Below are 25874 nucleotides of genomic sequence, written 5' to 3' on the forward strand. Positions count from 1 at the left end.
AGGATTTTGCTAATTTTTGTAAATTATAATATAATGTTTAAGTCCATTAATGCTTTGGGAGGATATATGAAAGTAGGTATTAGTGATATTAGAATTTTTTTACCTTTAAATTATTTAGACTTTTCTGTTCTTTTGGAAAATCCTTTATATTCTTCTGATGAAGTTTTTTTTAAAAAAATCAATAGAGCGATAGATGCAACTTTGCAAAAAGGTTTCAGGTTTACCAGCCCTAACGAGGATAGTGTAACCATGGCAAGTTCGGCTGTTAAGCTTATTTTTGACAACAATAATCTTGATTTGAGCAAAATTAGGATGCTTTTGGGCGGAACTGAAACAGGTGTGGATCATTCAAAGGCAATTTCTTCTTATGTTTTTGGGGCTTTAAAGCAGGCTGGTATTTGTCTGGGAAATAATTTTTTAACTTTTCAAGTTCAGCATGCGTGTGCCGGTGCTGCTATGTCTTTACATAGCGTAGCAAGCGTTTTAAGCCATTCTAATAATTCTGAATATGGTATAGTTTTCTCTTCAGATATTGCGCATTATAGCAATCTTACTACAGCTGAGATTACCCAAGGAGCAGGTGCAACTGCAATTCTGGTTGAAAAAAATCCAAAGTTACTTTCGATTAATTTATCCGAATTTGGAGTTTATACTGATGACGTTGATGATTTTTTTAGACCTTTTGGAAGTTTAGAAGCTAAGGTGCGAGGTCGATATTCAGTTGAATGTTATAATTATGCAAACGAAAATGCTTTAAGAGATTTTGCTGTCAAAAAACAGCTTAGTATGAAAGATTTGTTTTCTAATTATAGATTTATTTTACATGTTCCTTTTGCTAAGATGCCTATAGATTCAATGCATTATGTTTTAAAAAAATATTATAGTGATGACGAATCTGTTAGAAATGCTTATTTAGAATCAATAGATTTTTACGATGGAGTTGAAGCTTCTATGGAAGTGGGAAATTTGTATACGGGTTCAATTTTTCTATCTTTAGCATTTTATTTAAAAAGAGTATTTTCCAAAAAGGATATTTCAGGAGAAAAGATATTGTTTTGTTCTTATGGATCTGGCAATATTATGATTATTTATGAATTTACCATTGAAAAAGGTGCTTTTGATGTTGTTAAATTGTGGGATCTTGATGAGCTTATAAAAAATAGAAATAATGCAAATTTTGAAGAATATAAAGAGTTTTTTCAAAATAAGATAATTCCTGGTGAATCTAGAGGATTTTATTTGAAAGAACTAAGGGATGATGGATACCGAGTTTATGGGTATCGAGCCTAATATATTGGAGAATAAAAAAAGGCATATTGAGATTTGTTTAAATAAAAACGATGTTAAAGGTGGCTGCAATTTTTTAAAGTTTATTAAGTTAAAACATGATGCTCTTAGTGATTTTAATTTTTCTGAAATAAGTATAAAAGAAGAAATATTTGGATACAATATTAGTATGCCCGTTTTTATTTCTTCCATGACAGGAGGCGGTAAAGAAGGGAATGATTTTAATAAATCTTTAGTTAAAATTGCAAATTATTTAAAAATTCCCATTGGCTTAGGTTCTTTTAAGCTTTTGTTTAAGTATCCAGAATGCATAAAAGATTTTGCTCTTAAAAGGTATGCTCATGATATTCCTTTGTTTGCCAATATTGGTGCTGTTCAGGTTGTTGAATTTGGTGTTTTTAAAATAGCTGAAATGATTAAAAGATTGGAAGTTGATGCAATTATTGTCCATCTTAATGCAGGGCAGGAATTAATGAATGTTAATGGCGACAGAAATTTTAAAGGGATAAAAGAATCAATAGCTAAGTTGTCTGATTTTTTAAGTATTCCATTGATTGTCAAAGAGACAGGTTTTGGAATCTCCCCAAAAGCCGTTAAGGAATTGCTTAGACTTGGGGTTTCTTATATTGATCTTGCAGGGAGTGGTGGAACCAATTGGGTTCTGGTAGAAGGCATAAAGGGCAATAATTTAAATATCGCGTCTTGTTTCTCTGATTGGGGTATTCCTTCGATTTTTACTTTACTTAGCATTGATGATTCTCTAAAGGCTAATATTTTTGCGTCTGGTGGATATGAGACGGGTATGGATATTGTCAAAGGCATTGCCCTTGGAGCTAAACTTATAGGAGTTGCAGCGGTTGTTCTTAGAGCTTTTTACGAATCAGGAGAAGATGCTGTATTTAGTCTTTTTTCTGATTATGAGCATGTTTTAAAAATGTCTATGTTTTTAAGTGGGAGTAAAAATTTGTCAGAACTTAGAAATAATAAGTATTTTTTAAGCAGCTATTTGTTTGCTGAGCTTGGAGTTTTTAAGCAGTTTTATGAAACTTAGTAAAAATTTTAGACATAAAAGTGTTTTAGAAAAAAGGCAAGAGATAAAAAAACTTTTGGGATTATCTTGTAAAGATTTTTTTTATAATAATGTCAATGAAGATTTTCTTTTTAATGTAATAGAAAATTATATTGGATATTTATCGTTTCCTATTGGAATTGTAAAAAATTTGAAAATAAATGGTAAATATTATTCTTTGCCTATTGCAACAGAGGAATCTTCTGTTGTTGCTGCCTTAAATTTTGCGGCAAAAATTCTTGAAAATGCTAATTTAAGGTATTCTGTGGGTGAAGTTTTGGGAATTTCTCAAATTTATATAAAATCGGAACAAGATTTAAGTGAAATTTTTATTGATCTTGATGATAAAATCAAGATTTGGCTTGAACCGCTTTTAGCCAATATGAATAAAAGAGGGGGTGGATTTAGAAGATTGTTAACCAGGTATATTAAAGAGCTTGGTATTCAAAAATTGAATCTTTATTTTGATACTTGTGATGCGATGGGTGCTAATTTTTTAAATTCAATTGCAGAGCGTGTAGCAGAATATATTTTTTTGGAATTTGGGTATGAGTGTGTTTTAAAAATTTTAAGCAATGATATTAGTGAATTTACAGCCAAAGCTTGTTTTACTTTAGATCTTAAGCATTTGCTACCAAATAAAGAGGATTCTTGGAATTTGGCTAAAAAAATTGAACTTATTTCTAGCATAGGTTTTTACGAAGAGGAGCGAGCTGTTACTAATAATAAAGGCATTATGAATGGAATTACAGGAGTGTGTCTTGCGACTTTTAATGATACAAGAGCGCTTGAGGCCTCTGTTCATAGATTTGCTTCAAAAAGCGGGAAATATCTACCCCTTAGTAAATTTTATACCGTTGATAATGCTTTGGTTGGAGAAATTGAAATTCCTTTACAAGTTGGAACTAAAGGTGGGGTTACATCTTTTAACGAAGCTTCAATTTTAAGTTTTAAAATTATGAATGTAACTAGTAAGAGCGAATTTATTGGTATTCTCTCTTGTGTTGGACTTGCTAGTAATTTTGCTGCATTAAGGGTTCTTGCATTTGATGGGATTCAAAAGGGTCACATGAGATTGCATGTTAATAAAATACTCTACCTTTTAAAGACAAAATATAGTATTTCTGATTTTGAGAAAGACAAATTATTATTAGAAATGGAAAAAATGGATATTTATTCTTTTGATTTTGCTTTGAAAATTTTAAAGAAAATAAGGTTAGAGAATGAAAGTAAAGTGTAAAGTTAATGCAAGCTTGGCTTTAATTAAATATTGGGGCAAGAAGGATGTTTTTTTAAACATTCCAGCGACTTCTAGTCTTGCTGTTAGCGTTGATAAGTTTTATTCAATAAGTGAGCTTGAGCTTTCAGATCGAGATAAAATAATTTTAAATTCAAAGCCGGTTATATTGCAAAATAGAGAAAAGGTGTTTTTTGATTATGCAAGAAAAATTCTTAGTGAGCCGAATGTTAGATTTAAAATTAAAAGTGAAAATAATTTTCCAACAGCAGCAGGTCTTGCAAGTTCAAGTTCGGGTTTTGCATCTATTGCTGCTTGTATTTTGAAATATTTTAATAAATATTCTTTCAGTAGTGCATCTAATCTTGCAAGAATAGGGTCAGCTTCTGCAGCAAGGGCTATTTATGGGGGGTTTACTATTTTAAAAGAAGGCTCAAAAGAATCTTTTCAGTTAAGAGATCAATCTTATTTTGATGATTTGCGAATAATATTTGCCATAATTGATAGTAATGAAAAAGAATTGTCTTCAAGAGTGGCAATGAATATTTGTAAATACCACGAATTTTATTATGATGCTTGGATTGCTTCTAGTAAAAAGATCTTTAAAGATGCTTTATATTTTTTTTTAAAAAAGGATTTTATTAATTTTGGAACAACTATTGTAAAAAGTTATCAGAATATGTTTGCTTTAATGTTTGCATCTTCTATTTTTTATTTTAAAAGTAGTACAATAGATTTAATTAAATATGTTGCTAATTTGAGAAATGCAGGAATTTTTGTATTTGAGACAATGGATGCAGGTCCCCAAGTAAAGTTTATTTGTTTGGAGAAAAATTTAAATACTATTTTAAAAGGACTTAAGCAAAATTTTAATGACATTGATTTTATTGTTTCAAAGGTTGGGTGTGGCTTAGAATGGATTTGATTAATTTTTCCGTGCCTGGAAATTTGCTTTTAATGGGGGAGTATGGCATTTTAGAGGAAAAGGGATTAGGGTTGGCAATTTCTATCAACAAGAGAGCATTTTTTTCTTTTAAAAAGAGCGATTCTTGGCGATTCTTTAGCAAAAAAAAAGAGATAGATGATTTTTCTTTAATAGAAAATAAAAATGATTTTGTTTTTAAAATGTTTTCTTACTTGAGCCAAAATTGTTTTTTTAATCTAGAGAGATCTGCATATGATGTATACATCGATACAAGTAATTTTTTCTTTAATGATGGAACTAAAAAGGGGTTTGGTTCAAGCGCTGTTGTTGCTATTGGTATAGTGTATGGATTTTTTTTAATTAATAATGCTACTAATGTTGTTGATAAAGATGAAATTTTTAAATATTGTTTAGAAGCTTACAGGCATTCTCAAGGGGGAATAGGTAGTGGATATGATATTGCTACTAGTATTTTTGGGGGTGTTATTGAGTTTGAAGGTGGTTTTGCCCCTAAATGCAGACAGCTGGATGTTATAGAGTTTAATGATTTTTATTTGATGCGGGGTTTGCAAGCAGTTAAAACCACCACTTCTATTTATGAGTACAATAAACATAGAGATTATATTTTAGATTTTATAGCGAAATGCAATTTGGAGATGAGAAAACTTATTTTAAGTATTGGTAATTCTAAATCCGCATTAATTTCTAGTTTGAAAAGAGCTAAAGAATTAGGATTAGCAATTGGAGAGGCAATAGGGGTTCCTGCAACTTTATCTTCAAGTTTTGAGCATCTTCAAGATCAATGTGATTTGATTAAAGCTTTGGGAGCCGGAAATGAGACTTTTTTAGTTTACAGACCTAATCTTAAAGTTTTTGATTTGTCAAAAGTCATTCCAATTGTTTTAGAGCCCGAAGGTATTAAGTTTGAAAGCAATAAATAATGCTAAAAATAAGAAAGCCTGCTAAAATATTGTTCTTGGGTGAACATAGTTCTGTTTATGGGTTTCCAGTTATTGGAGCTACAGTTCCAATTTATATGGATCTGATTTACAGTGTGTCTAAAAATTGGAAATATTTAGGGAACTCTAGCACTAGATTAGATAGCCTTATAAGTTTTATTGTTTCAAATTACAGCAAAGTTAATCCGATTGAGTTTGATATTCTTTCTGAAATTCCTATTGGAGTTGGCCTTGGTTCTTCTGCCAGCATTAGTTTGTGTTTTGCAGAGTATATTACAAGTCATTTTGAATATAGGGATTGTAATAAAATTTTGTTGGCAAATCAAATTGAAAACATTTTTCATGGTAAATCTTCTGGAATGGATATTGGACTAGTTGATTTGGGTGGAACTTTTTATTTAGAGAAAAAAGAAAATTTTTTGAGTTCGAGTGAAATAAAAGATTCTGGTTTTTATTTTTTAATAGGAGCGATAAAAAGAGATTTTACAACTAAAGAAATAGTTGTTAATTTGAAAAAACAGTTATTATCTAATTCTGATTTATTTGTTTTTATTGAGAAACTTGGTCTTACTACAAACAATGCTTATGTTTCTTTTCAGAATAAGGATATATATTCTTTAGCTAACGAAATGAATGTTGCACATCAATGTTTAAAGAGTTTGGGATTATCTAATGATGCTCTTGAGTGGCTGATAAGTAGAGGAATCAAATTGGGCGCTTTATCTGGTAAGTTAAGCGGTTCTGGAAAAGGGGGCGCGTTTATTTTTCTTTTTGAAAGCTGGGAAAAAGCCAATACAGCGCAAAAAGAATTGAATAACATGCTTAAAAATTCCAAAATAAACTTGGTTTTAGGGTTAAAAATAATTGAAGCTTAAGTTATTTTTGGGCCCAGAGAGATTCGAACTCCCGACATCCTGCTTGTAAGGCAGGCGCTCTGACCAACTGAGCTATGAGCCCTTTTTGCTAATAACTAGTATACAGTATAAGTTTTAATGGTGTCAATTCTTCTTTTTTCTTTTTTCCCAAAAAGAACTACAAATATATTTATATTGTCGGCTGTTTTTAATCTATAGCCACCTATTTTATTGGTATCAGTATTAATAAGAGCTTTTTTGTGGCTTGGACTATTAAGCCATGCATTAACTACGCTGTCAAGTTCAATTCCTGATGCTAGTATCTCTCTTGTTATACTAAAGGATTCATCGTATTTGTGTATTCTTTTCATCGGAGTTGTACCAAAAAGGGTATGAGTTAGTGTTTTATTTTCACCCAGTTTAATAGCATATTCCTTTGCAACTTTTTCAAGAGTATCATCTATTTCTAGATGGTTTAGATTCAATTTTCTTCTCAATTCGGCAATTTCTGAATATAGAATTTCCATATCTTTTTTTGTATCTACTGGATGTACTGTATTTAAATTGCATGCTTGAGATAAAAACACTGCAAAAATTAAAATCAATTTTTTCATTAAATATCCTTTTTATTTATTATGGTATTAAAATTATAATTATATCTCATTATGTATTATAATGATTGTATCAAGGAGATAGTTGTGGAAAAGTATTTAAGTTATATAAAAAAGGACGATTTAAGAGAAATACACTTAAAATTACAAGAACTCTTAGCAAGTTTACATATTTTTTATTCCAATTTAAGAGGTATTCATTGGAATATAAAAGATACTAATTTCTTTGTTATTCACGAAAAAACCGAAGATCTTTATGAATATATTGAAAAGATTATTGATATTGTTGCAGAACGTTCAAGAATGCTTGGATATGATTCTGAATTTAGATATTCTGAATTTATTAAAAAATCCTTTATTAAGGAGCTTAATGTTGAATCAACTTTTGATTTTTTACTTTCAATGAAAAGCATTGTTTGCAGTCTTGAAGAGATTTTGAAAAATATTTTTGGAATGAGAAAATTGATTGATACTGCTTGTGATTATGGTACTGCTAATATTATAGATGACATTATGAGTGATCTTGAAAAGCATTTATGGATGCATAAGGCATTGCTTGAAAGTTGTGATTGTTTTTGTCATGATGATAACAAATCTGAATGTTGCGAGTGCGATACAAAATAACAATTTTATTAAAGGGTTTAATTTATATTAATGCTTAGTTTATCTGTATTAAGGCTGTAGTTGTTGGAGATTTTATGGGGATTAGAAATATTGGAATTATGGCTCATATTGATGCTGGTAAAACTACTACTACAGAAAGAATTATTTATTATACTGGCAAAAGCCATAAAATGGGAGATGTAGATTCTGGAAATACTGTTACTGATTGGATGCCTCAAGAGCAAGAAAGAGGAATTACTATTAGTTCGGCTGCTATTACTTGTCATTGGAAGGATTGCCAAATAAATATTATTGATACCCCAGGGCATGTTGATTTCACGGCAGAAGTTGAAAGATCTCTTAGGGTTCTTGATGGGGGTGTTGTTATTTTTAGTGCTGTTGATGGAATTCAAGCCCAAACAGAAACTGTTTGGAAACAGGCAGAAAAATATAAAATTCCTCGACTTGCTTATGTAAATAAGATGGACAGATTAGGTGCTAATTTTTTTAAAGTTGTAGGAGATATTGAGAGTAAGTTTAAAACTATTCCTTTAATTTTGCAAATTCCGATTGGAAATGAAAGCAATTTTGAAGGAGTAGTTGATATTATTTTAAATAAGGAGCTCCATTTTTCAATGGAGAATGGAAATCCAAAATTAATTTATAGTCAAATTAGAGAAGAATTTGTTGAAAAAGCAGTTTTTTTTAAGAAAAAGTTAATAGATATTCTAAGCCAATTTAGTGAAGAAATTACTCAATTATTTCTTGAAGATAAAGAGATTGGTTTAGATATTATTAAAAAGGAGATTAGAAGGGGTACTATTTCTAGATTTATTATTCCTGTTTTAATGGGAACTAGTTTGAAAAATATTGGAATAGAACCTTTAATTGATTCAATTGTGGATTACTTGCCAAGTCCTTTTGAAAAAAGCTTTGATGCTTTTTCTTTAGATACAAATAAAAAAATTTTAGTTGACCCTAATGAAAACAAAAAATTGTCAGCTCTTGTTTTTAAAGTTCAATATTCAAGTGTAATTGCTGCACATCTTTATTTTGTTAGAGTTTATTCTGGTGAGATCAATTCTAATAAAAAAATTATCAATGCTTCAAATGGTAAGCGCGAAAAGTTTACAAAAATTTTTAGAGTTTTTTCAAATAAAAATGAACAAATAGATTTTGTGAAAACAGGTGATATTGGTGCTGTTTTAGGATTAAAGTTTTCTGTTACAGGGGATACTCTTGTTGAAGAAAACAACAATGTTTTACTTGAATCTGTTATGTTTCCAGAGCCAGTTGTTTTAATGTCTGTTGAGCCTGAAAGATCATCAGATGAGGCCAGATTAAAGGAAATTTTTGAAATAATATCTAAAGAAGATCCTACTTTTAGTTATTCTGAGAGCAGAGAAACAGGGCAATTGATTATATCTGGAATGGGTGAATTACATCTTGAGATTATTTTAACAAGAATTAAAGATGAATTTAATCTTAATGTTTATACAGGGAAACCGCAAGTAAGTTACAGAGAGAGTGCGGGTAAAATTGTAAAAGAAGTTTTTGAGTTTAATGATACTTTTGCCGGCAAGAATATTGTTTTTAAAATTGGAATAATTATTAAACCTTTGTCACGGGGTGAGGGGAATAAAATCGATTTTGAATGTAGTATTGATTCTGCTATTAAGTCTGCAATATTGAAGGGAATTACAGCTGCATTTGTAAGCGGAGTTTTTGGATATCCTATTATTGATATTAATGTTAGCATTTTTTCTATTGTTTGTGAGTCTGGGAAGATTAGTGCAAGTGCTTTTGAATCAATTTCAGGATTTGCTTTTCATAGCATTTTTCAAAAATCAGATCCTATTAGACTTGAACCAATAATGTTATTGGAAATTAGAACACCTATTGAGCATACAGGGGGAATTATTTCTACACTAAATGTCATGGGGGGTGCTATTCATTCAGTTAGCAATATTGGAGAATATGATTTGATAAAATCAGAGGCGGCGTTTGAGAAACTTTTTGGGTATGCTTCTATTTTAAGAAATTCTACTAAGGGGAGAGGTAGTTTTACCATGGAATTTTCTTATTTTAAGGAAAAAGTGAATTAAATTTATTAGTTTTTAGGATAAAATGGCTTTTCTTGTGTTTATTATTTTTTTAAATCTAATTAATTTTTATTGATGAGTTTTTATGTAAAAATGATTTTATTCCTTTTTTTTGTTAAGTTATAAGTTTTTAATATATGAGTATGATATTATGATGTAAAATATTTTTTATCCTTATAAAGGCATGTTTGTCTTTATAAAATAGATAAAATATTATATTGGCTTTTTTGATATGATATTTTATAATATTTTTTTTATTTTAAAAATAAAGGAGGTGTATTATGCAAGGTGAAAATATGGTTTCAATTAGAGGTGGAAATAGAAGAAAAATTCTTCTTAGTTTGAAAAATATGCAATATTCAAGAACAGATTTAGCCCGTAAGTTGACCTTAACAAATGCTGCGGTTACTATTTTGACTAATCAAATGATAAAAGAAAATCTTTTAATTGAAGTTGGATCTAGAGTGTCTGATGTTAAAAAACATGGTCGAAAAGAAATACTTCTTGATATTAATAAAGATTATGCGTATTCAATGGGAGTTATTATTTCTAGTAATTATTTTCAAATAGGTATTGCTAATCTTAAATGCGAGGTTTTAATAAGCGAAACTCATTCTTTTGAGCCCCCAGTTAGTGCTTATGATATTTTAGAAAAAATAAAAGATCATATGATAGAAATTATTTGGAAACATAATTTTTCAAGAGATAAGTTTATTGGTTTAGGTTTTAGTATTACAGGTTTAATAAAAGATAAAGAATCAGGCATTGTTAATGACAGTTATGGAGCATGGATTGAAAAAGATGTGCCTGTTAAAAGGATACTTGAGGAATATTTTTCACTTACGGTTTATCTTGAAAGTTATGTTAAAAATTTATCGCTTGCTGAATTTATGGGTAAAAATATAGATAATATTATGTTTTTCGACTATACAGATACTGCTGAACTTTCGATTTGGTCAGGTGGTAATGTTTATCCTGGTTTTAATAATAAGTCGGGTATGGTTAGCCACATGATAATTGATTATGAAGGAGAAAAAAATTGTCCAACTTGTGGTAATAAGGGTTGTGTTAATATGCTAATATCTAATTTTGCTTTGCAAAGATTGATTTCAAAAGAGTTTATGAATGGTGAGATTCCTGAGCTTTATGAAAAGTATGAAGGTAGATTAAAAAAGGTTACAATATATGATATTTTTTCTCTTTATGAAAAATATGATTTTATAAATAAAATTATGGAAGATACAGTTAAATATTTGGCAATAATTATTATTAATATTCAAAGAATGCTTGATTTTAATTATTTAGTACTCTACGGTCAAAGTTTTAAATTAAAAGCCTTTTTTGATTTGTTAAAAGAAGAAATTAAAAAGCGCAATAAAGAGAACATAGTATTAAAGCTTAGTTCATTAGATACTGAAGTTTCTGTTGTTGGACCGGCTTCTAGTGTTATTTTTAATAAATTTTATTTGACAGGAGGAGATATTGATTAATATTGCCTTTTTTTGTATCTTATATTTGATAAGATTATTTTTGAGAATAAAGGTTGTTTTTAATGCTTGAAAGCTTGGGGTCGAATTTTAAAAATTTTATAAACTATCTTTCTGGAAAATCTACAATAAATGATAAAAATATTGCAGAGGCTATTGAGATTATTAAAAATTCTTTAGTTGATGCTGATGTTAACTTAAGAGTTGTAAGGCGTTTTTTAAATTCTATAGTTGAAGAATCCAGGGGAGTAAAAGTTTTAAGAGGCATTGATCCTAAATCTCAGTTTATTAAAATTGTCAATGATAATCTTGTTAAATTTTTGGGAGGCAAAAATTATGAGCTTAGCTTGAATCCTATCAATAAGCAATCTTATATTCTTATGCTTGGACTTCAAGGTTCTGGCAAGACCACAACATGTGCTAAGCTTTCTTTAAGGCTTAAAAAGGAAAATAGAAAGGTACTTCTTGTAGCTGCTGACACATTTAGAGCAGCGGCCGTAGAGCAGTTAAAAATATTGGGCAGCCAAATAGGTGTGCCAGTATTTTCACTTGAGGGGGAAAAAGATCCTATTAAAATTGTTAAAGCGTCTATGAAGGTTGCCGAGTCTGAGTTTTTTGATTCTGTAATAGTTGATACTAGAGGACGACTTGAGATTGAATCTTTGTTGGTTGAAGAGATAAAAAAAATCAAGGAGATTTTGCAGCCCACAGAAACCATTTTAGTATTAGACTCCATGATAGGTCAAGTTGCGGTAAATATTGCCAAGGAATTTAATGAGAATGTTGGACTTACCGGTGCAATATTTTCTAAGTTTGATTCAGATACTAGAGGGGGTGCTGTACTGTCGTTCAAAAGTATTTGTGCAGTTCCTATTAAATTTATTGGTGTTGGAGAAAAAATTGAAGATCTTGATTCCTTTTACCCAGAAAGAATTGCTTCTAGAATTCTTGGTATGGGGGATGTCGTTAGCCTTGTAGAGAAGGTTCAAAGTGTTGTTGACAAAGAAGAGGTTATTAAGCTTGAGGAAAAAATTAATAAAGCTAGTTTTAATTTTGAAGACTATCTAAGCCAATTTAGATGTATTAGGCAAGTGGGAGGATTTTCTAATTTTGTAAGTTATTTGCCAGGTTCTTCAAAATCAATGTTGAATATAGATAACTTAAATGAAGAAGTTTTTAATAAAGAAGAAGCTATTATTCTTTCTATGACCAAAAAAGAAAGAATAAACCCAGTGATTTTGAACAATCCCTCAAGAAAAAAAAGAATAGCTTTAGGAAGCGGAACAACTATTTTTGATGTTAATAAGCTCATAAAAAAGTTTAGTCAAACAACTTTGTTTATGAAAAAAATGAAAAATAAAGATTTTCAAAATAAGATTGCATCCCTTTGGGGAAAATAAGGAGGAATAAATTTGAGCGTTAAGATAAGATTGAAGAGAATGGGAGCTAAAAAAAGACCTTATTATAGGATTGTAGTTATGGATTCTGCTTCTCCTAGAGATGGTAGAGCAATTGAAGAGCTTGGTTATTATCATCCTGTTGAAAAGCAAAAGCAAATAAAAATTAAGGAAGATAGAATTAAGGATTGGATAAGTAAGGGAGCAATTTTAAGTGATACAGTAAAAATGCTTTTAAATAAAAACAACTTGAATGCGAAAAGTCAGGAGGTTTAGATGAAAGAGTATGGGAATGAAATTGAACTTATAGAGTTTGTAGTAAAGTCTCTTGTAGATAAACAAGACGAAGTGAAATTAAATGTGATTGAAGGGGAAAAGTCAACTATTTTGGAATTAAGGGTTTCTCAAAGCGATGTAGGCAAGATAATCGGAAGACGAGGTCGTATTGCACGAGCTATTAGAACTTTGCTTGGAGCTTGTGCTGCTAAAACCAATAGGCGAGTGCAGTTGGAAATTTTAGATTGATTTATGTTTGTTAAAGGCGTGATACTATCGTCTTATGGAGTTAATGGGTATGCTAAGGTTAAAAGCATATCCAATAATTTTTGTGATTTTATTAACCTAAAAAATAACAAAGTCCTTTTAAAAAAAAACAATGATTTTGCCATTGAAGTTAAAGTTGTAGATGTTAATATAAAGAGCAATTCCTTGTTTTTAAAATTTGAAGGGATTAATACCCCGGAGTTGGTAAAACCTTTGATTGGTTTTGAATTGTGGGTTGATGATTCGCTTGCATCGAGTTTAGAGAAAGGCGAATATTACTTGGGAAGATTGATTGGCTATTCTATTATTAATAACAATAAAAAACTAGGAAAAGTTGTAGCTTTCTTTGAATATTTAAATAGTGCATTTCTTGAGGTCAAAGTGGGTATTAAATTTTTTTTTATTCCTTTTTTGAGTATTTATATTGGAAATATAGATGCGGAGAATAAAACAATTGAGCTTAAGGTTTTAGATCTTTTAAGATGAAATTTACAGTTATATCCCTTTTCCCAGCAATAATTAAACCATTTTTTGAAAATTCAATAATGAAAAAAGCTATTAATAAAGGAATAGTGAGTTTTGAGCTTATTAATGTTAGGGATTTTTCAAAAGATAAGCATAAAAGATGTGATGATTTGCCTTATGGAGGCGGTGCTGGAATGGTATTAAAGGCTGAACCCATTTCTTTTGCTCTTGAGCATGTAGAAGCTACTAAGAAAACAACAATATTTTTAAGCCCTTCTGGTAAAAAGTATACTCAAGAGTTGGCATATTCCTTGTCAAAAGAAGAAGAAATTGTTATAATTTGTGGGAGATATGAAGGAATTGATCAGCGTATTATAGATTTGTATGTTGATTTTGAGGTTTCTATTGGAGATTATGTTTTGTCTTCAGGAGAGATTGCAGCTCTCGTTTTAATAGATAGTGTATATAGATTGTTAGATGGAGTAATAAATCCTAATTCTTTATTAGAAGAATCATTCAGCGTGACAAACGGATTACTTGAATATCCCCATTATACCAGGCCTTATAATTTTATGGGGATAAAGGTTCCAGAAGTTCTTGTTTCAGGTCATCATGAAAATATAAAGAATTGGAGACTTTTAAAAGCTAGAGAAAAAACTAAGAAAAACAGATATGATTTATACCTTAAATATTTAGAGATAATAGGAGAAAATGATGGGTTTGATAAGAAAAATTGAAGCTCAAAATAAAAAAAATGATGCTTTTGTCTTTAATGTGGGAGACACCGTGAAGGTTGTTTATAAAATTATTGAAGGCAGTAATGAAAGGCTACAGAGTTTTGAAGGAATTGTTATTTCTTTTCAAAATAAGGGAATTGGTAAAACATTTTTGGTTAGAAAAATTTCTTCAGGAATAGGTGTTGAAAAAATTTTTCCGGTATATTCTCCTATTATAGAAAAAGTTGAAGTTTTAAGAAGGGGAAAGGTTAGAAGGGCAAAGCTTTATTATATGAGAAATAGAATTGGTAAGGCTGCCATGAAGATCAAGGAGCGTCTTAATATTAAAAAAGTTAAGCAGTAGTTTATAAATTATTTTAAATATTTTAGTAAATTAGGTCATAAGATAAGGCAAATAGATCAAGCTTAGAAATTATTTTTGAGCAGTCTTTTGTTTGTGAATTTTTATTCAAAATTTAGGGGTTTTGCTGTTAAAGAAAATAATTTTGGTAAGCTTGATAGTGCATTTGTTACGATTAAAAGGATTAATTAGCTATCCTTATTAATTTTAATGCAAGTTTAATTACACTTTTGTCTTTAAAAAAACTAAAGGTTTAAAATTTTGATTTGTTGAAAAACTTTTAAGTTTTGTGAGTAATTTGATTCTTAAAATTTTTATTTTTTTGAAGAATAAATATTTATTTGTTATCGTTAAGGAGAGTTGATTTTGAAATATACTCAAAGTAAGTTTAAGGGTAGCAATTTTCAGAAATTCAATAAGCGTTTTTATGGATTTAAAAATAAAAAAAGATTAAATTCTGAGAATAAAAGTCAAAATGTTGTTCCGGTAAGCAATTCTAATAATGGATCGACTGTTTTGAATACAGATAAACAAAATGGTTTTAAAGGTAAATTTAGAAGAAAAAATATAAAATTTAAAACAAGAATAAATTTTGATGTTACTTGTGGTATTTGTGAAAAAAAAATAAATGATCTTGTTTTTAGTATGTCTTTAAAAGTTGGAAACGAAGATAAGCCTGTTCATTTTGATTGTGTTATCAACAAATTAATGGTTGAAAATAATCTTTCAAGTAATGAAAAATTAGTTTATAGAGGTGTTGGTAAATTTTTTGTTGTGGATACCTCTTCTAGAGGTGAATATTTATATTTCAAAATTATTAAAGAAATTGAATTTGAAAATTTAGAGGAACAACCAATATGGCGCAAAAAAATTCTTAGAGATGTTAATAAAGGGTTTAGGCTTTGGTGATATGAAGGTGGCAGTTTTTCCAGGATCTTTTGATCCAATTACCTGGGGCCATATTGATTTAATTAAAAGATCATTGGCTATTTTTGATAAAGTTATTGTTTTAGTTGCTAAAAATAAATCAAAAAATTACTTGCTAAGCGATAGTGAGAGGTTTAGTCTTACAAAAGATGTTATTTCGTCTTTAAATTTTTTAAATGCATTTGTAGATAAATATAATGGCTTTATTGTTGATTATGCATTAGTTAATTCTATTAAATTTATTGTCAGGGGAATTAGGGCTTTTAATGATTTTGATATAGAGTTTGAGAGATATCTTGTTAATAATAAGTTAAATTTTAAAATTGATACTATATTTTTACCAAGTAGTGTGGAGCATTTATACATAAGGTCAGATTTTGTAAAAGAATTGATGATGAAAAAGGATGTTGACCTTTCTCATTTTGTCCCAGAATTGGTGTTTAATAGATTGAAATCTAAGTTTATTGACAAATGACTTGGTTAATATATATATTATTAAGATAATTTAATCTAGTTTAAAAGTAGTAGGAGAAAGTAATGGCTGTTCCAAAATTTAAGCCTTCAAAATCTAGGAGTAGAACAAGGCGTAGTATAAATATGAGGAAAAAAATTCCGCAATTTCAAGAATGTTCTAATTGTGCTAATCTTGGGGTGAGACACAGAATTTGTTTAAAATGTGGATATTATAGAAATAATCAATATCTGGAGATAGGTTTATAGTTGTAACAAGGAAGGTATATTCATGGATAATGATGAAATTTTTAGTAAGGTTAGATCTATTATATCTGAGCAACTTGATAAAAAAGAAGATGAAATTACTCTAGACTCTAGATTTGTTGAGGATCTTAGTGCAGATAGTCTTGACATTTATGAGCTTTTATATTTGCTTGAAGAGGCTTTTGATGATAAGATTCCAGAGAACGAAGCCAATGAATTTGAAACAGTAGGTGATGTTGTTAATTTTATTAGAAAGAGAAAAGGTTGATGAAAAAAAATTCTTCCGATTTTTGTTTTGGTAGTGAAAGAAAAGCTCAGTTAAGTGAATTTTTGGAGAATTTGAGCATCGATTTTAATAATTTTGATTTATTAAATACAGCATTGAGCCACTCGTCTTATTCTAATGAGCTGGATCAAAAATTTGGCAATAATGAGAGGTTAGAATTTTTAGGAGATTCTGTGCTTAATTTGATTATCACGGATCATCTTTATAAAACTTATCCAAATAAAAGTGAAGGAGAACTTAGTAAGGCTAGATCTTATATTGTTAGTGAAGATTCCCTATCTAATATTGCTAGAGAAATTGATCTTGGTTCTTATATTTTACTTGGCAGAGGGGAGGAGAGTAATGATGGGCGTAATAAAAAAGGCATTCTCGCAGATGCTATTGAAGCTTTTGTAGGCGCTATTTATCTTGATAGTGGGTTTTTAGTGGCAACAGAATTTGTGGTTGGGCTTTTTGACATGTATATAAGATTGATGTTTAATAGGGGTGATTTTAAAGATTATAAGAGTTTGTTACAGGAATATGTTCAAAAAAAATATAAAATCTCACCGAGTTATAAACTAGACAAGGAAATAGGTCCAGACCACGATAAAGTCTTTTGCGTTGAACTTTATGTTGGAGAAAAGTTTGTATCAAACGGAAAGGGCAAATCTAAAAAAGAGGCCGAAATGAGAGCGGCTGAAGTAGCTTTAAAGGCTATGGAAGATATTAATCTTTAAGGTTTTTGTTTTTTTTATAAGATAATTTTTAGTGTTAAGTTTGGGATTTTCAATTACATAGCTTAATAGTATGTTTAAAATTTTACCTATATTTTTGTTTTCTATTTGTTTTAGATTTTGAATATCTTTCCCATTTATTTTTAAGTCTTTTAAAGAGAGAGGGCTTTTTAGTAATTTTTTTCTTTTTATATTTTTAATTATAAATAAATATTTTTTCTTTTTCCCTTTTAGTGCTTTATATATATCAATTATTTCTTTATAATGTTCTCTTGTGCTTTTGCTGAGCAAATATCTAATATCACTTAATTTTTTAACATTAAAAATATTGTTATTATCAATTATGCTTCTATAAAATAAAATTAATTTAATTTCTTTATTTGAGAATTTAAGAAAAATTAATATTTCTTTTAGCTCTTTTATAGGCTTTTTAATTGTCAGTATAGTGATTGCTTTTAGATAAAATTTGTCTTTATTAAGCAGGGCAGTTTTTTTGATTAATTTTGTTTTTATTTCTAGATTGAAAAAATTCTTAAAAAAATTAACTTTTTTAAGATAATAAATTCCTTTTTGTATATTTGTGCCTTCTAGCAATTTGTGAAATTCATTTTTTATTCTTTCTTTTGAAATAATTAAAATATTTTCTTTTTTATATTTCATTGAAATTAAAGTATTTTTTTCGATGTTAAAATTAAGTGTGGATGAAAATCTTGCCGCTCTTAGTATTCTAAGGGCGTCTTCTTCAAATCTTTTATTTGGGTTTCCTATGCATCTTATTATTTTCTTATTAAGATCTTTTTTTCCATTATAGTAATCTATTATGTTAAAGTTAAAAATGTCCATTGCAATTGCATTGATTGTAAAGTCTCTTCTTTCGAGATCTTTAATTAAATGTTTAGTGTATTCCACTTTTTTTGGGGATCTGTTGTTTTCATATTCTTTTTCTATTCTGTATGTGGTAATTTCGAAGACTTTTTTGTTAAAAATAATACCAATTGTACCATGTTTTATTCCTGTTTTAATGTTGTTTGGGAATAATGTTATTATTTCTTCAGGAGTTGCATTTGTTGCAAAATCAAAATCACAAGGTTGTTTATTAAGTAGTAAGTCTCTTAAAGCGCCTCCAACTAAATAAAATTCGTAATTATTTTTTTTAAATATTTTACCAATTTTAATTATATTTTGATTATTCTTGCCCAGATTCATATAAAATTATATTATAGTGTAAATAATTTTTTTCTAAAATTGATTTATAATTTTAATTTATTTGAAGTATGCTGTAAGTAGTGCTTTTATTTTTTTAAAATGGTTTTATTGGGGTTTTATGAGTGATAATAACAATAGTGTATATAACGCTATAGGTCAGCTTTCAAAAGAGACTAAAAATAGGTTGATGAATGATATAAGGAAAAGTTTAGGTTTAAATTCTTCTGAATTTGTTTTGCCGAATTGTAACAATGAGCCCTATGTTGATTCTCAGCTTGAAAAATTTCTTTCAGGACGTTTAATGGAAGAATCATTTCTTATAAGAATGTGGTTAACTATTTTGAATTTTTTTCAGAAGGATAGAAGTAAAGAAGATATTTATAAAGCCTATGTTATAAAAAACCTAGAAAATCAAATTAATGAAATGTGTAAAAATCCAGTAATAGATTTTAAGAAAGAGTGTTTGTATATTGGTTTTGTAGAAATGTTTTTTAGTGTTTGTCGATATTCAATGGAATTGAAAGAATTTTTTAAAAAATTAGAAAAAGGTGGTGTTGTTGTTGAGCAAACTATTTTAGAAATTATTCAAAATAAAGTTCTTCATTCTAAGAAAAATCTGGAAGATTTTTTAGATGAATTTGAATATGAGCTTTTCCTGAAAAAAGAAAAGACCCAAAATGATTTAGAAGAACTTCTTAAGGTTAAGATAAACGAGTATATTAATTCTATCCCGTCTAGTACTTACAGAGCTGTATCTGATATGTTTGAGTTTTATTATGTTTTTAATAGTTTGGCGTTTTTTCCTTATAAGTCTTTTTTTTCATTTTTCAATGTAGATCTTTTAGATAATGTTGAAAATATTAGCATTGTTGATCTTGAGGTTGGATTTGGAACCAGCTTTTCAAGTGTTAGTAAGTACTTGAATTATTTTTTTGACATTTTGTATACATTAAAGGATATTGAGATAGATGAGAATATTGTTAAAAGTATTATATCAAATTATTTTCTAATATCTGATGATATTAGTAATTCAGAAATAATTTCAAAAGAAGATCATTTATCTCGTGTAGAATATGTATTGAAAAATGTTTTGTCAATTGTATCTAAAATTGTTGGTTTATCAAGAACTTTACCCTATTTAGATGTATTTAAGGTGTATTGCAAGAACCCGGTTGCATCTCCTAAAAAATATGTTCCTTTTTTTGATGTAAAAAATTTTTATGAAAACATTTTATTTTTAAATGTTATGGGCCAAGTTATTAAAAGGCGTGATAGCTCTTTAAAAGCTCTTGTTATCAAAGAAATAAAAAATCTTGTTAGAGATCCTAGTGTAATTTTAAATTTAAAGGGTGAAATTTTCACAGAATTAAATCTTGGTCACTATAGCTTTAAAAAGTTATATTTTCTTAATGATTTTTTTAAAAACATATATGATGTTAGAATGATGGAAGTTTTAAGAACTATAAATAATGTCGTATTAATTAATAGTCATGATTTGAGAAATATATATGTTGACATTGAAAATAATATTGCTGTTTTGAAAAAAGAAATTTATAATATTTACTTTGAGATTGATTATAAAAATGAAGAGTTTGCAAGGCATAAAAGAGAGAGCAAAATTGATGACTCTTATAAGGAAAGGATTTTAAAGTGGTGTTTAAATGAATCGACTTCTATTGATAAGATTTCAAATAGATTTGTAGATTATTTTATTGAGCTTAAAAAAAGATGTCTGGCTCTTTTGGAAAATCAGAATGTTTTTATTCGAAAATCTTTAGTAGTTTCTTATAAGTCAATGGCAAACGAAAATAAAAAATTTACATTAGCTGATGTTATTGGCAATCTTTTAGAAATCATCGATCAAGTACTTTTTATAATAAAAAATTTATAAATCTAATGGAAGCTTTTAAAATAAAAAATCTAAGACGTTTTTCAAATTTTATTAGAACTTTGGTTATTGTATTGTTTTTAAATTCTTTGTTGAGTTTATTTGTTTTTTTGGCTGGTTCTTATAATATTTTTGTTTACAATTTTCAAAAATTTTATCTTGATATTACCATTGTTTTAAGCTCTGTTTCTTTTGGGCTTGAATCTACTAGGCTAATATTTTTTTATTTATTGAGAAATAAAAAAATTAATTATTGCTTAATTTTAATTTTTAGTTTTATGATTTTTTTTTGTGCTCTTGTTTTTAAAATTTTTCTTTCTGGCAACAAGTAGATTTATGGAAAGATTGCATTAATTATTTGCCATTATTCTATTGACTAATGAATTTTATTTTTATAAACTAACTATTAGTTTGTTATTTGCCGACTTAGCTCAGCTGGCCAGAGCAGCGGTCTTGTAAACCGCAGGTCGTCGGTTCGACTCCGACAGTCGGCTTTTAGGGGCGGTACCGAAGTGGTTAACCGGGGCAGACTGTAAATCTGTTGGCTTTGCCTACGTGGGTTCGAATCCCACCCTCCCCAATTTAGTGAAATTGTAAGAGATTGCCTTTTTTGTAATTTTTATATTTTAACATTTTAAATGTGTTATATTGTTCCATTATGATGCTTGTGTTTTCATCTGTTTAGAAAAGTTATTATTGGTTATAAAATATAGTGTTGGTATCAATTAAAAACTTTAATTGATACCAATGAGTAATTAGCAAATACTTTTGTTTAGCTAGGAGATTTTTGTGCTTATTAAAATTGGGAAAGTATTTATTCTTTTGTTTTTTTTAGGATCTATTTTGTCAATTTTTATATATTTTTTAAATTTATCTTCTTTAGCAAATGGTTTGGTTTATGAATTTAATGTTGAGAAAGGTTGGGGAGTTAAAAAAATAGCTAAAGAGTTGAAAAAGCAAAAATTAATTAAATCTGAATTGCTTCTTGTTTTTATTTCGTATATTTTTGGTAGTGATAAACAATTTAAAGAGGGAAGATATTCAATCAATAGTGATCTTTCTACATTTGAAATATATAAAGAGTTTTTAAGGGGATCTTCTAACGTAAATATTGATGTTACAATACCTGAAGGGTATACTAGCAGAAGAATTGCTTTTAAGCTTAAAAAATTTGACGTGATTGATGATGTTCAAGATTTTATTTTTTTGATTAACGAAAAATCGTTTATTTATGAGCTTGGATTTGATTACGATTCTCTTGAAGGATTTTTATTTCCAGATACTTATAAATTTTACAAGGGTATAGAATTAAAGAATGTTGTTCGTATGTTTGTCGATAATTTTTTGAATAAGCTTAAATCCATAGGTGTTGTTTTTAGTGATTATTCAAGTAAAGATCTTTACAATAGAGTAATAATAGCATCTATTGTTGAGCGTGAGTATAGGGTTAAAAATGAAGCTTCAATAATGTCTTCGGTTTTTTATAACAGAATAAAATCTGGTATGGCATTACAATCTTGTGCTACTATTGAGTATGTTATTACAGAGAAGCTAGGACGAAGTCATCCTAAAAGAATTTATTTTTCAGATTTAGAGATAGATTCCCCTTATAATACATATATTAATAAAGGGTATCCTCCTACTCCAATTTCAAATGCTGGTATTATTTCTTTACAAGCAGCTTTTTTTCCAAAAAATACGCAATATTTATTTTTTGTAGTAAAAGACTCTAAGTTAGGGACGCATCAATTTTCATCAGATTATTCTTCACATCTTTTAGGAGCAAAAGATTATATTAAAAATTTTATTACTAAGGATTAAGGAGTATGGATTATTTACAAACTAAAGCGTCAATTAAAGCTAAATTTGATATTGTATCTATTGTTGAGCAATATATTAAGCTGATTAAATCAGGATCTACTTATAAAGGTCTTTGTCCTTTTCATGCTGAGAAAACCCCTTCTTTTTTTGTAAACCCTTTGCAAGGATATTTTTATTGTTTTGGATGTAAAAAGGGTGGTGATGTTATTGGATTTTTAATGGATATGGAAAAAATCAATTACAATGATGCTCTTAAGATTTTGTGTGAAAAATTCGGTATTTATTATGATGATTTAAAAATAAGCCTAAAAAGTGAAAAAAAAAATGAAAATAAAGACATAGTTTCAAAAATTTACTCATTAAATTCTAGATTAATCAATACTATTAAATTTTTTTTGAATAAAAACAAAAAAGCTTTAGATTACGTTGTAAAGAGTAGGGCAATATCTAAGGAAGTCGTTGATTTATTTGAACTTGGATATTTACCATTTAATATTAAAGATGGTCTAGAGCTTTATGATTTTTTAATTTCAAAAGGATACTCTTTTGAAACACTGAGAAGAAGTGGCTTATTTTCAAAGACAAATCTTAAAGCTTCTATTTTATCTCAAAGGTTAATTTTTCCAATTAAAGATTTTAAAGGAAACGTTGTTGGTTTTGGCGGTCGAGATTTGGATGGGAAAGGTTCTAAGTATATTAATTTAAGTGAAACTGAAGTTTTTAAAAAAAAGGAACTTCTTTATGGATTTTATGAGGGGTTTGATGAGATTAAATCTACAAAGTCAGTTATTTTAGTAGAAGGATATATAGATGTTCTTGCTTTTTTTACATCTGGGATTAAGAGGGCCGTATCTACTCTTGGCACTTCTTTTTCAAAAGAACATCTGGCTTTGATTCAAAGATATGCTAATGAGGTAATATTTTCTTTTGATGGCGATGACGCTGGACTTTCTGCAACTTTAAAAGCTTATCAAATTTGTTTGCCATTTAATATTAATGTTAGTATTGTTAAAATGGATTTTGGTCGTGATCCTGCAGATGTTCTTAAGGATGAAGGTGAAGGTTCTTTGCAGAAAATTTTAAATAATAGGTGTGATGCTTTTGATTATTTTTTAGATGTTTATTCTAATAAATATGATTTAAATAAAACTGTAGATTTAAATGCTATGATTAATTTATTTTTAAATTTGATAAATTTATCAAAAGTAGATACTCAGAAGAAAATTTTTTTAGACAAACTAAGCAATAGACTTGGTATTGGCGTGACAACTTTATTAAAAGATTATTATAGAATAAAAGAAAGATTTATAGTTGACAATAATAAAAGAAATTTGTATGCTCATAATGATGATTCTTATGAGAGGTATCTAATAGTAGCTTTGTTGAAAAATTTTAGTTATTTTGGTATAATAAGGCGCAATATTATTGATAGTGATTTAATTGATGTTAATGTTAGAAAAACTTTTATATGCTTTGAAGATTTATTTGAAAATAATAAAGATTTTTCATTAATGGATTTAAAAAGAAATTTAAGGGACAGCTATAAAGTTAGTGAATTTTTTTTTGAAGAAATTTTAAATTCTGAATTTGAAGTGGATAATGAAACACTCATTCATATTTTGCTTGCAATCAAGAGAAGAAAATTAGATTCTCGTGTTTTGCTTTGCAAAAGAAGATGTAATGAGAATTCTTTGGTTAATGCTAAGGTTCAAATAAATGAGTTAATGTTTTTAAATATGCAGAGAAAAAATTTAAAAATTTATATAGAAGATGTTCCAGGGAGTTGAGTTTTGCTGGATTTGGAAAAGAAATATTCGAAGCTGGTAGAGGGTATTGTTGCTCATTTGGGAGATAAAAAATTTCTTAGTTTTAGCGAATTATCAAATTTGCTGCCCGATGATATATTGGAACCAGAGAGCCTTGATTGTATTTGCACAATGCTTGAGGATAGGGGAATAAGGTTGGTTAATAAAATTTCAGAATTAGATCTGGTAGGCACTGAAGAGGGGAATGATGAGGATGAAGAGGTGGAGATTGAATCCGATAGGAATTTTATGATTTTAGATGATGGCTTCCAAAGTGATGAGGAAGATATTGATATTGATAGCAAACTGGATGATTGTGATGAAGAAGATATTTCTGTTAAGGATGACTTGGGGGTTGGGTATGTTAAGAGTAATGTATTAAAAGATAGTCATTCAGAAGATCCAATAAAGCTTTATTTAAAAGAAATAGGAAAAGAGTTCTTATTAACAGGAAATCAAGAAGTTGAACTTGCCAAGCAAATGGATTCTGGAGAGGGGATAATTGAGAATATTCTTAAAAATGAGGGACTTGTTATAGAAAATTATTATAATCTTGTTAATACTATTTATTCAAGAATGGAGAGGGAAGAGTTTTTCAAAAGAGAAAAAGATAGAGATAAAGAAAATAACCCTGATTATTATAATAAAAAAAAAAGAATTGCCTCTTTTTATAAAATTCCTTTAAAACCAATTCAAGATCGTTTAATAAGTTATGTAGATAATAAGCATAGGGTATATGAGCTTGGGGGGGATATTCTTGAAAAGAATTTAAAAAGGGAGAGATCAGCCTTAAAAGAGCTTTTACGAGACATCCCTTTGTATCAAGATGAGCTAAGAATTTTTTCGGATGACTATATTGACTCGGCTAACAAAATAAAAGATTTGCAAAGACAGCAAAGAATAATTTTAAGCAGGTTAAAAATTGAAAAAATAAGAGACTTAAGAGTGCTTGGAAGAGATTTGACCATTGCTGAGAAAAGAATAGAGATAGAAAAATCTCTTAAACTTAAAGAAGATGCTATTAAAGAGCAGATTACAGAGGCTCAGCTTGCTCAAAAAGAACTTGAGAGAATTGAAATGTACTATGAATACCCAATGGATAAGATAATAAGCATGTCAGAGGAGATTGCTAAAGGAAAACAAATGATGCAGCATGCTAAAGATCAGTTGATTAAGGCTAATTTAAGGCTTGTTGTAAGCATTGCTAAGAAATATGCAAATAGAGGTCTTCATTTTTTTGATCTTGTTCAAGAGGGTAATATTGGATTAATTAAAGCTGTTGAAAAATTTGAATATAAAAGAGGTTTTAAGTTTTCAACTTATGCTACTTGGTGGATTAGACAGGCTATAACAAGATCTATTTCTGATCAAGCTCGCACAATTAGAGTTCCGGTGCATATGATTGAACAAATCAATAGGCTTAATAGAGAAACTAGATATCTAATTCAAGTTTTGGGGAAAGACCCCACAGATGAGGAGCTTTCAGACAGACTGGGATGGGAGCTTAAAAAGGTTAAAACTGTAAAAAGTGTTTCAAGAGAACCTGTTTCTCTTGAAACACCAATTGGAGAAGAAGAAGATTCTGTTCTTAGCGATTTTATTGAGGATAAGGCAATAAAAAATCCCGCAAATCACACGTCTTTTGTAGTTTTGCAAGATCAAATAAGGGCAATTCTTGGGACTCTTCCCGAAAGAGAGCAAGAAGTTGTCAAAATGAGATTTGGACTTGAAGATGGCTATTCTTTAACTCTTGAAGAGGTTGGACTTCATTTTAATGTTACAAGAGAAAGGATTAGACAAATTGAATCTAAGGCATTAAGGCGACTTAAAAATCCCAAAAAAACTCAAAAATTAAAAGATTATCTTGAAGATTTAAATTAAACATGGGAGGG

The 25874-nt window shown here is 28.8% G+C and carries 27 protein-coding genes and 3 tRNA genes; 27 read left to right on the forward strand and 3 right to left on the reverse strand.

Features of this window, described 5'->3' with window-relative positions; all coding sequences use genetic code 11:
• Window positions 1-66 precede the first annotated feature (66 nt).
• Genes HNP68_RS01360 through mvk form a run of 6 tightly spaced genes read left to right on the forward strand, consistent with a single transcriptional unit; the run spans window position 67 to window position 6352 of the window.
• A complete protein-coding gene (locus tag HNP68_RS01360; RefSeq protein WP_183219640.1) occupies window positions 67-1290 on the forward strand; it encodes a hydroxymethylglutaryl-CoA synthase in 1224 nt (407 codons plus the stop codon).
• On the forward strand, window positions 1274-2338 hold the full coding sequence (gene fni, locus HNP68_RS01365; protein ID WP_183219994.1) for a type 2 isopentenyl-diphosphate Delta-isomerase: 1065 nt from the start codon (window positions 1274-1276) through the stop codon (window positions 2336-2338). Before HNP68_RS01360 ends, fni begins: the two co-directional genes overlap by 17 nt.
• Complete coding sequence (locus tag HNP68_RS01370; protein WP_235684922.1) at window positions 2328-3596, forward strand: hydroxymethylglutaryl-CoA reductase, degradative; 1269 nt, start codon at window positions 2328-2330, stop codon at window positions 3594-3596. Before fni ends, HNP68_RS01370 begins: the two co-directional genes overlap by 11 nt.
• Window positions 3580-4518: a diphosphomevalonate decarboxylase gene (mvaD, locus tag HNP68_RS01375; RefSeq protein ID WP_183219642.1), complete on the forward strand. Its 939-nt coding sequence runs from the start codon at window positions 3580-3582 to the stop codon at window positions 4516-4518. The genes HNP68_RS01370 and mvaD overlap by 17 nt, the downstream gene beginning before the upstream one ends.
• Complete coding sequence (locus tag HNP68_RS01380) at window positions 4509-5459, forward strand: GHMP family kinase ATP-binding protein (protein ID WP_183219645.1); 951 nt, start codon at window positions 4509-4511, stop codon at window positions 5457-5459. Before mvaD ends, HNP68_RS01380 begins: the two co-directional genes overlap by 10 nt.
• The gene (gene mvk / locus HNP68_RS01385; RefSeq protein ID WP_183219647.1) at window positions 5459-6352 is read left to right on the forward strand and encodes a mevalonate kinase; all 894 of its coding nucleotides are present in this window, start codon (window positions 5459-5461) and stop codon (window positions 6350-6352) included. Before HNP68_RS01380 ends, mvk begins: the two co-directional genes overlap by 1 nt.
• Window positions 6353-6360: 8 nt before the next feature.
• On the opposite strand, the gene HNP68_RS01390 is transcribed toward mvk, so the two are convergent.
• A tRNA-Val gene (locus tag HNP68_RS01390) sits at window positions 6361-6434 on the reverse strand.
• Window positions 6435-6447: 13 nt separating this feature from the next.
• Window positions 6448-6945, reverse strand: a complete 498-nt coding sequence (locus HNP68_RS01395; RefSeq protein WP_183219649.1) for a BB0689 family surface lipoprotein — start codon at window positions 6943-6945, stop codon at window positions 6448-6450.
• Window positions 6946-7029: 84 nt separating this feature from the next.
• Between HNP68_RS01395 and HNP68_RS01400 the strand changes: the two genes are divergently transcribed.
• The 14 genes from HNP68_RS01400 to rnc all read left to right on the forward strand — a co-directional run bounded on the left by HNP68_RS01400 (window position 7030) and on the right by rnc (window position 17265).
• Complete coding sequence (locus tag HNP68_RS01400; RefSeq protein ID WP_183219651.1) at window positions 7030-7566, forward strand: Dps family protein; 537 nt, start codon at window positions 7030-7032, stop codon at window positions 7564-7566.
• A 74-nt stretch (window positions 7567-7640) separates the two neighbouring features.
• Window positions 7641-9650 (forward strand): elongation factor G, encoded by a 2010-nt coding sequence (gene fusA, locus HNP68_RS01405; protein WP_183219653.1) that lies wholly within the window; start codon window positions 7641-7643, stop codon window positions 9648-9650.
• A 278-nt stretch (window positions 9651-9928) separates the two neighbouring features.
• A complete protein-coding gene (gene badR / locus HNP68_RS01410) occupies window positions 9929-11137 on the forward strand; it encodes a host adaptation transcriptional regulator BadR (protein ID WP_183219655.1) in 1209 nt (402 codons plus the stop codon).
• 62 nt (window positions 11138-11199) lie between these two features.
• The gene (ffh, locus tag HNP68_RS01415; RefSeq protein ID WP_183219657.1) at window positions 11200-12534 is read left to right on the forward strand and encodes a signal recognition particle protein; all 1335 of its coding nucleotides are present in this window, start codon (window positions 11200-11202) and stop codon (window positions 12532-12534) included.
• A gap of 12 nt (window positions 12535-12546) precedes the next feature.
• Entirely contained in the window at window positions 12547-12807 is a 261-nt protein-coding gene (gene rpsP, locus HNP68_RS01420) for a 30S ribosomal protein S16 (protein ID WP_006068830.1), read from the forward strand.
• Complete coding sequence (locus HNP68_RS01425; protein ID WP_004789492.1) at window positions 12808-13056, forward strand: KH domain-containing protein; 249 nt, start codon at window positions 12808-12810, stop codon at window positions 13054-13056.
• Between the two features lie 3 nt (window positions 13057-13059).
• Window positions 13060-13560 (forward strand): ribosome maturation factor RimM, encoded by a 501-nt coding sequence (gene rimM / locus HNP68_RS01430; protein ID WP_183219659.1) that lies wholly within the window; start codon window positions 13060-13062, stop codon window positions 13558-13560.
• Window positions 13557-14276 (forward strand): tRNA (guanosine(37)-N1)-methyltransferase TrmD, encoded by a 720-nt coding sequence (gene trmD, locus HNP68_RS01435; RefSeq protein WP_183219661.1) that lies wholly within the window; start codon window positions 13557-13559, stop codon window positions 14274-14276. The genes rimM and trmD overlap by 4 nt, the downstream gene beginning before the upstream one ends.
• A complete protein-coding gene (gene rplS, locus HNP68_RS01440; RefSeq protein WP_183219663.1) occupies window positions 14254-14619 on the forward strand; it encodes a 50S ribosomal protein L19 in 366 nt (121 codons plus the stop codon). Before trmD ends, rplS begins: the two co-directional genes overlap by 23 nt.
• 363 nt (window positions 14620-14982) lie before the next feature.
• Complete coding sequence (locus HNP68_RS01445) at window positions 14983-15525, forward strand: hypothetical protein (protein ID WP_183219665.1); 543 nt, start codon at window positions 14983-14985, stop codon at window positions 15523-15525.
• A 1-nt stretch (window position 15526) separates the two neighbouring features.
• A complete protein-coding gene (coaD, locus tag HNP68_RS01450) occupies window positions 15527-16018 on the forward strand; it encodes a pantetheine-phosphate adenylyltransferase (RefSeq protein WP_183219667.1) in 492 nt (163 codons plus the stop codon).
• 62 nt (window positions 16019-16080) lie between these two features.
• Entirely contained in the window at window positions 16081-16263 is a 183-nt protein-coding gene (rpmF, locus tag HNP68_RS01455) for a 50S ribosomal protein L32 (RefSeq protein WP_183219669.1), read from the forward strand.
• A gap of 22 nt (window positions 16264-16285) precedes the next feature.
• Window positions 16286-16528 (forward strand): acyl carrier protein, encoded by a 243-nt coding sequence (gene acpP / locus HNP68_RS01460; RefSeq protein ID WP_183219671.1) that lies wholly within the window; start codon window positions 16286-16288, stop codon window positions 16526-16528.
• On the forward strand, window positions 16528-17265 hold the full coding sequence (gene rnc / locus HNP68_RS01465; protein WP_183219673.1) for a ribonuclease III: 738 nt from the start codon (window positions 16528-16530) through the stop codon (window positions 17263-17265). The genes acpP and rnc overlap by 1 nt, the downstream gene beginning before the upstream one ends.
• On the opposite strand, the gene HNP68_RS01470 is transcribed toward rnc, so the two are convergent.
• Window positions 17236-18468, reverse strand: coding sequence for a CCA tRNA nucleotidyltransferase (locus tag HNP68_RS01470; RefSeq protein WP_183219675.1), 1233 nt, complete (start codon window positions 18466-18468; stop codon window positions 17236-17238). The genes rnc and HNP68_RS01470 overlap by 30 nt on opposite strands.
• Window positions 18469-18586: 118 nt before the next feature.
• Here HNP68_RS01470 and HNP68_RS01475 point away from each other — a divergent pair, with 118 nt between their 5' ends.
• The 7 genes from HNP68_RS01475 to rpoD all read left to right on the forward strand — a co-directional run bounded on the left by HNP68_RS01475 (window position 18587) and on the right by rpoD (window position 25863).
• Entirely contained in the window at window positions 18587-20359 is a 1773-nt protein-coding gene (locus HNP68_RS01475; protein ID WP_183219677.1) for a hypothetical protein, read from the forward strand.
• Window positions 20360-20364: 5 nt separating this feature from the next.
• Window positions 20365-20688, forward strand: coding sequence for a hypothetical protein (locus HNP68_RS01480; protein WP_183219679.1), 324 nt, complete (start codon window positions 20365-20367; stop codon window positions 20686-20688).
• 88 nt (window positions 20689-20776) lie between these two features.
• Window positions 20777-20850, forward strand: a tRNA-Thr gene (locus HNP68_RS01485).
• Window positions 20851-20854: 4 nt separating this feature from the next.
• A tRNA-Tyr gene (locus HNP68_RS01490) sits at window positions 20855-20936 on the forward strand.
• 209 nt (window positions 20937-21145) lie between these two features.
• Window positions 21146-22177 (forward strand): endolytic transglycosylase MltG, encoded by a 1032-nt coding sequence (mltG, locus tag HNP68_RS01495; RefSeq protein WP_183219681.1) that lies wholly within the window; start codon window positions 21146-21148, stop codon window positions 22175-22177.
• Window positions 22178-22182: 5 nt separating this feature from the next.
• On the forward strand, window positions 22183-23964 hold the full coding sequence (gene dnaG / locus HNP68_RS01500) for a DNA primase (RefSeq protein ID WP_183219683.1): 1782 nt from the start codon (window positions 22183-22185) through the stop codon (window positions 23962-23964).
• Between the two features lie 3 nt (window positions 23965-23967).
• Window positions 23968-25863: an RNA polymerase sigma factor RpoD gene (rpoD, locus tag HNP68_RS01505; RefSeq protein ID WP_183219686.1), complete on the forward strand. Its 1896-nt coding sequence runs from the start codon at window positions 23968-23970 to the stop codon at window positions 25861-25863.
• Window positions 25864-25874: the final 11 nt, after the last annotated feature.

This window comes from Borreliella yangtzensis, from assembly GCF_014201775.1.
Classification (GTDB): domain Bacteria; phylum Spirochaetota; class Spirochaetia; order Borreliales; family Borreliaceae; genus Borreliella; species Borreliella yangtzensis.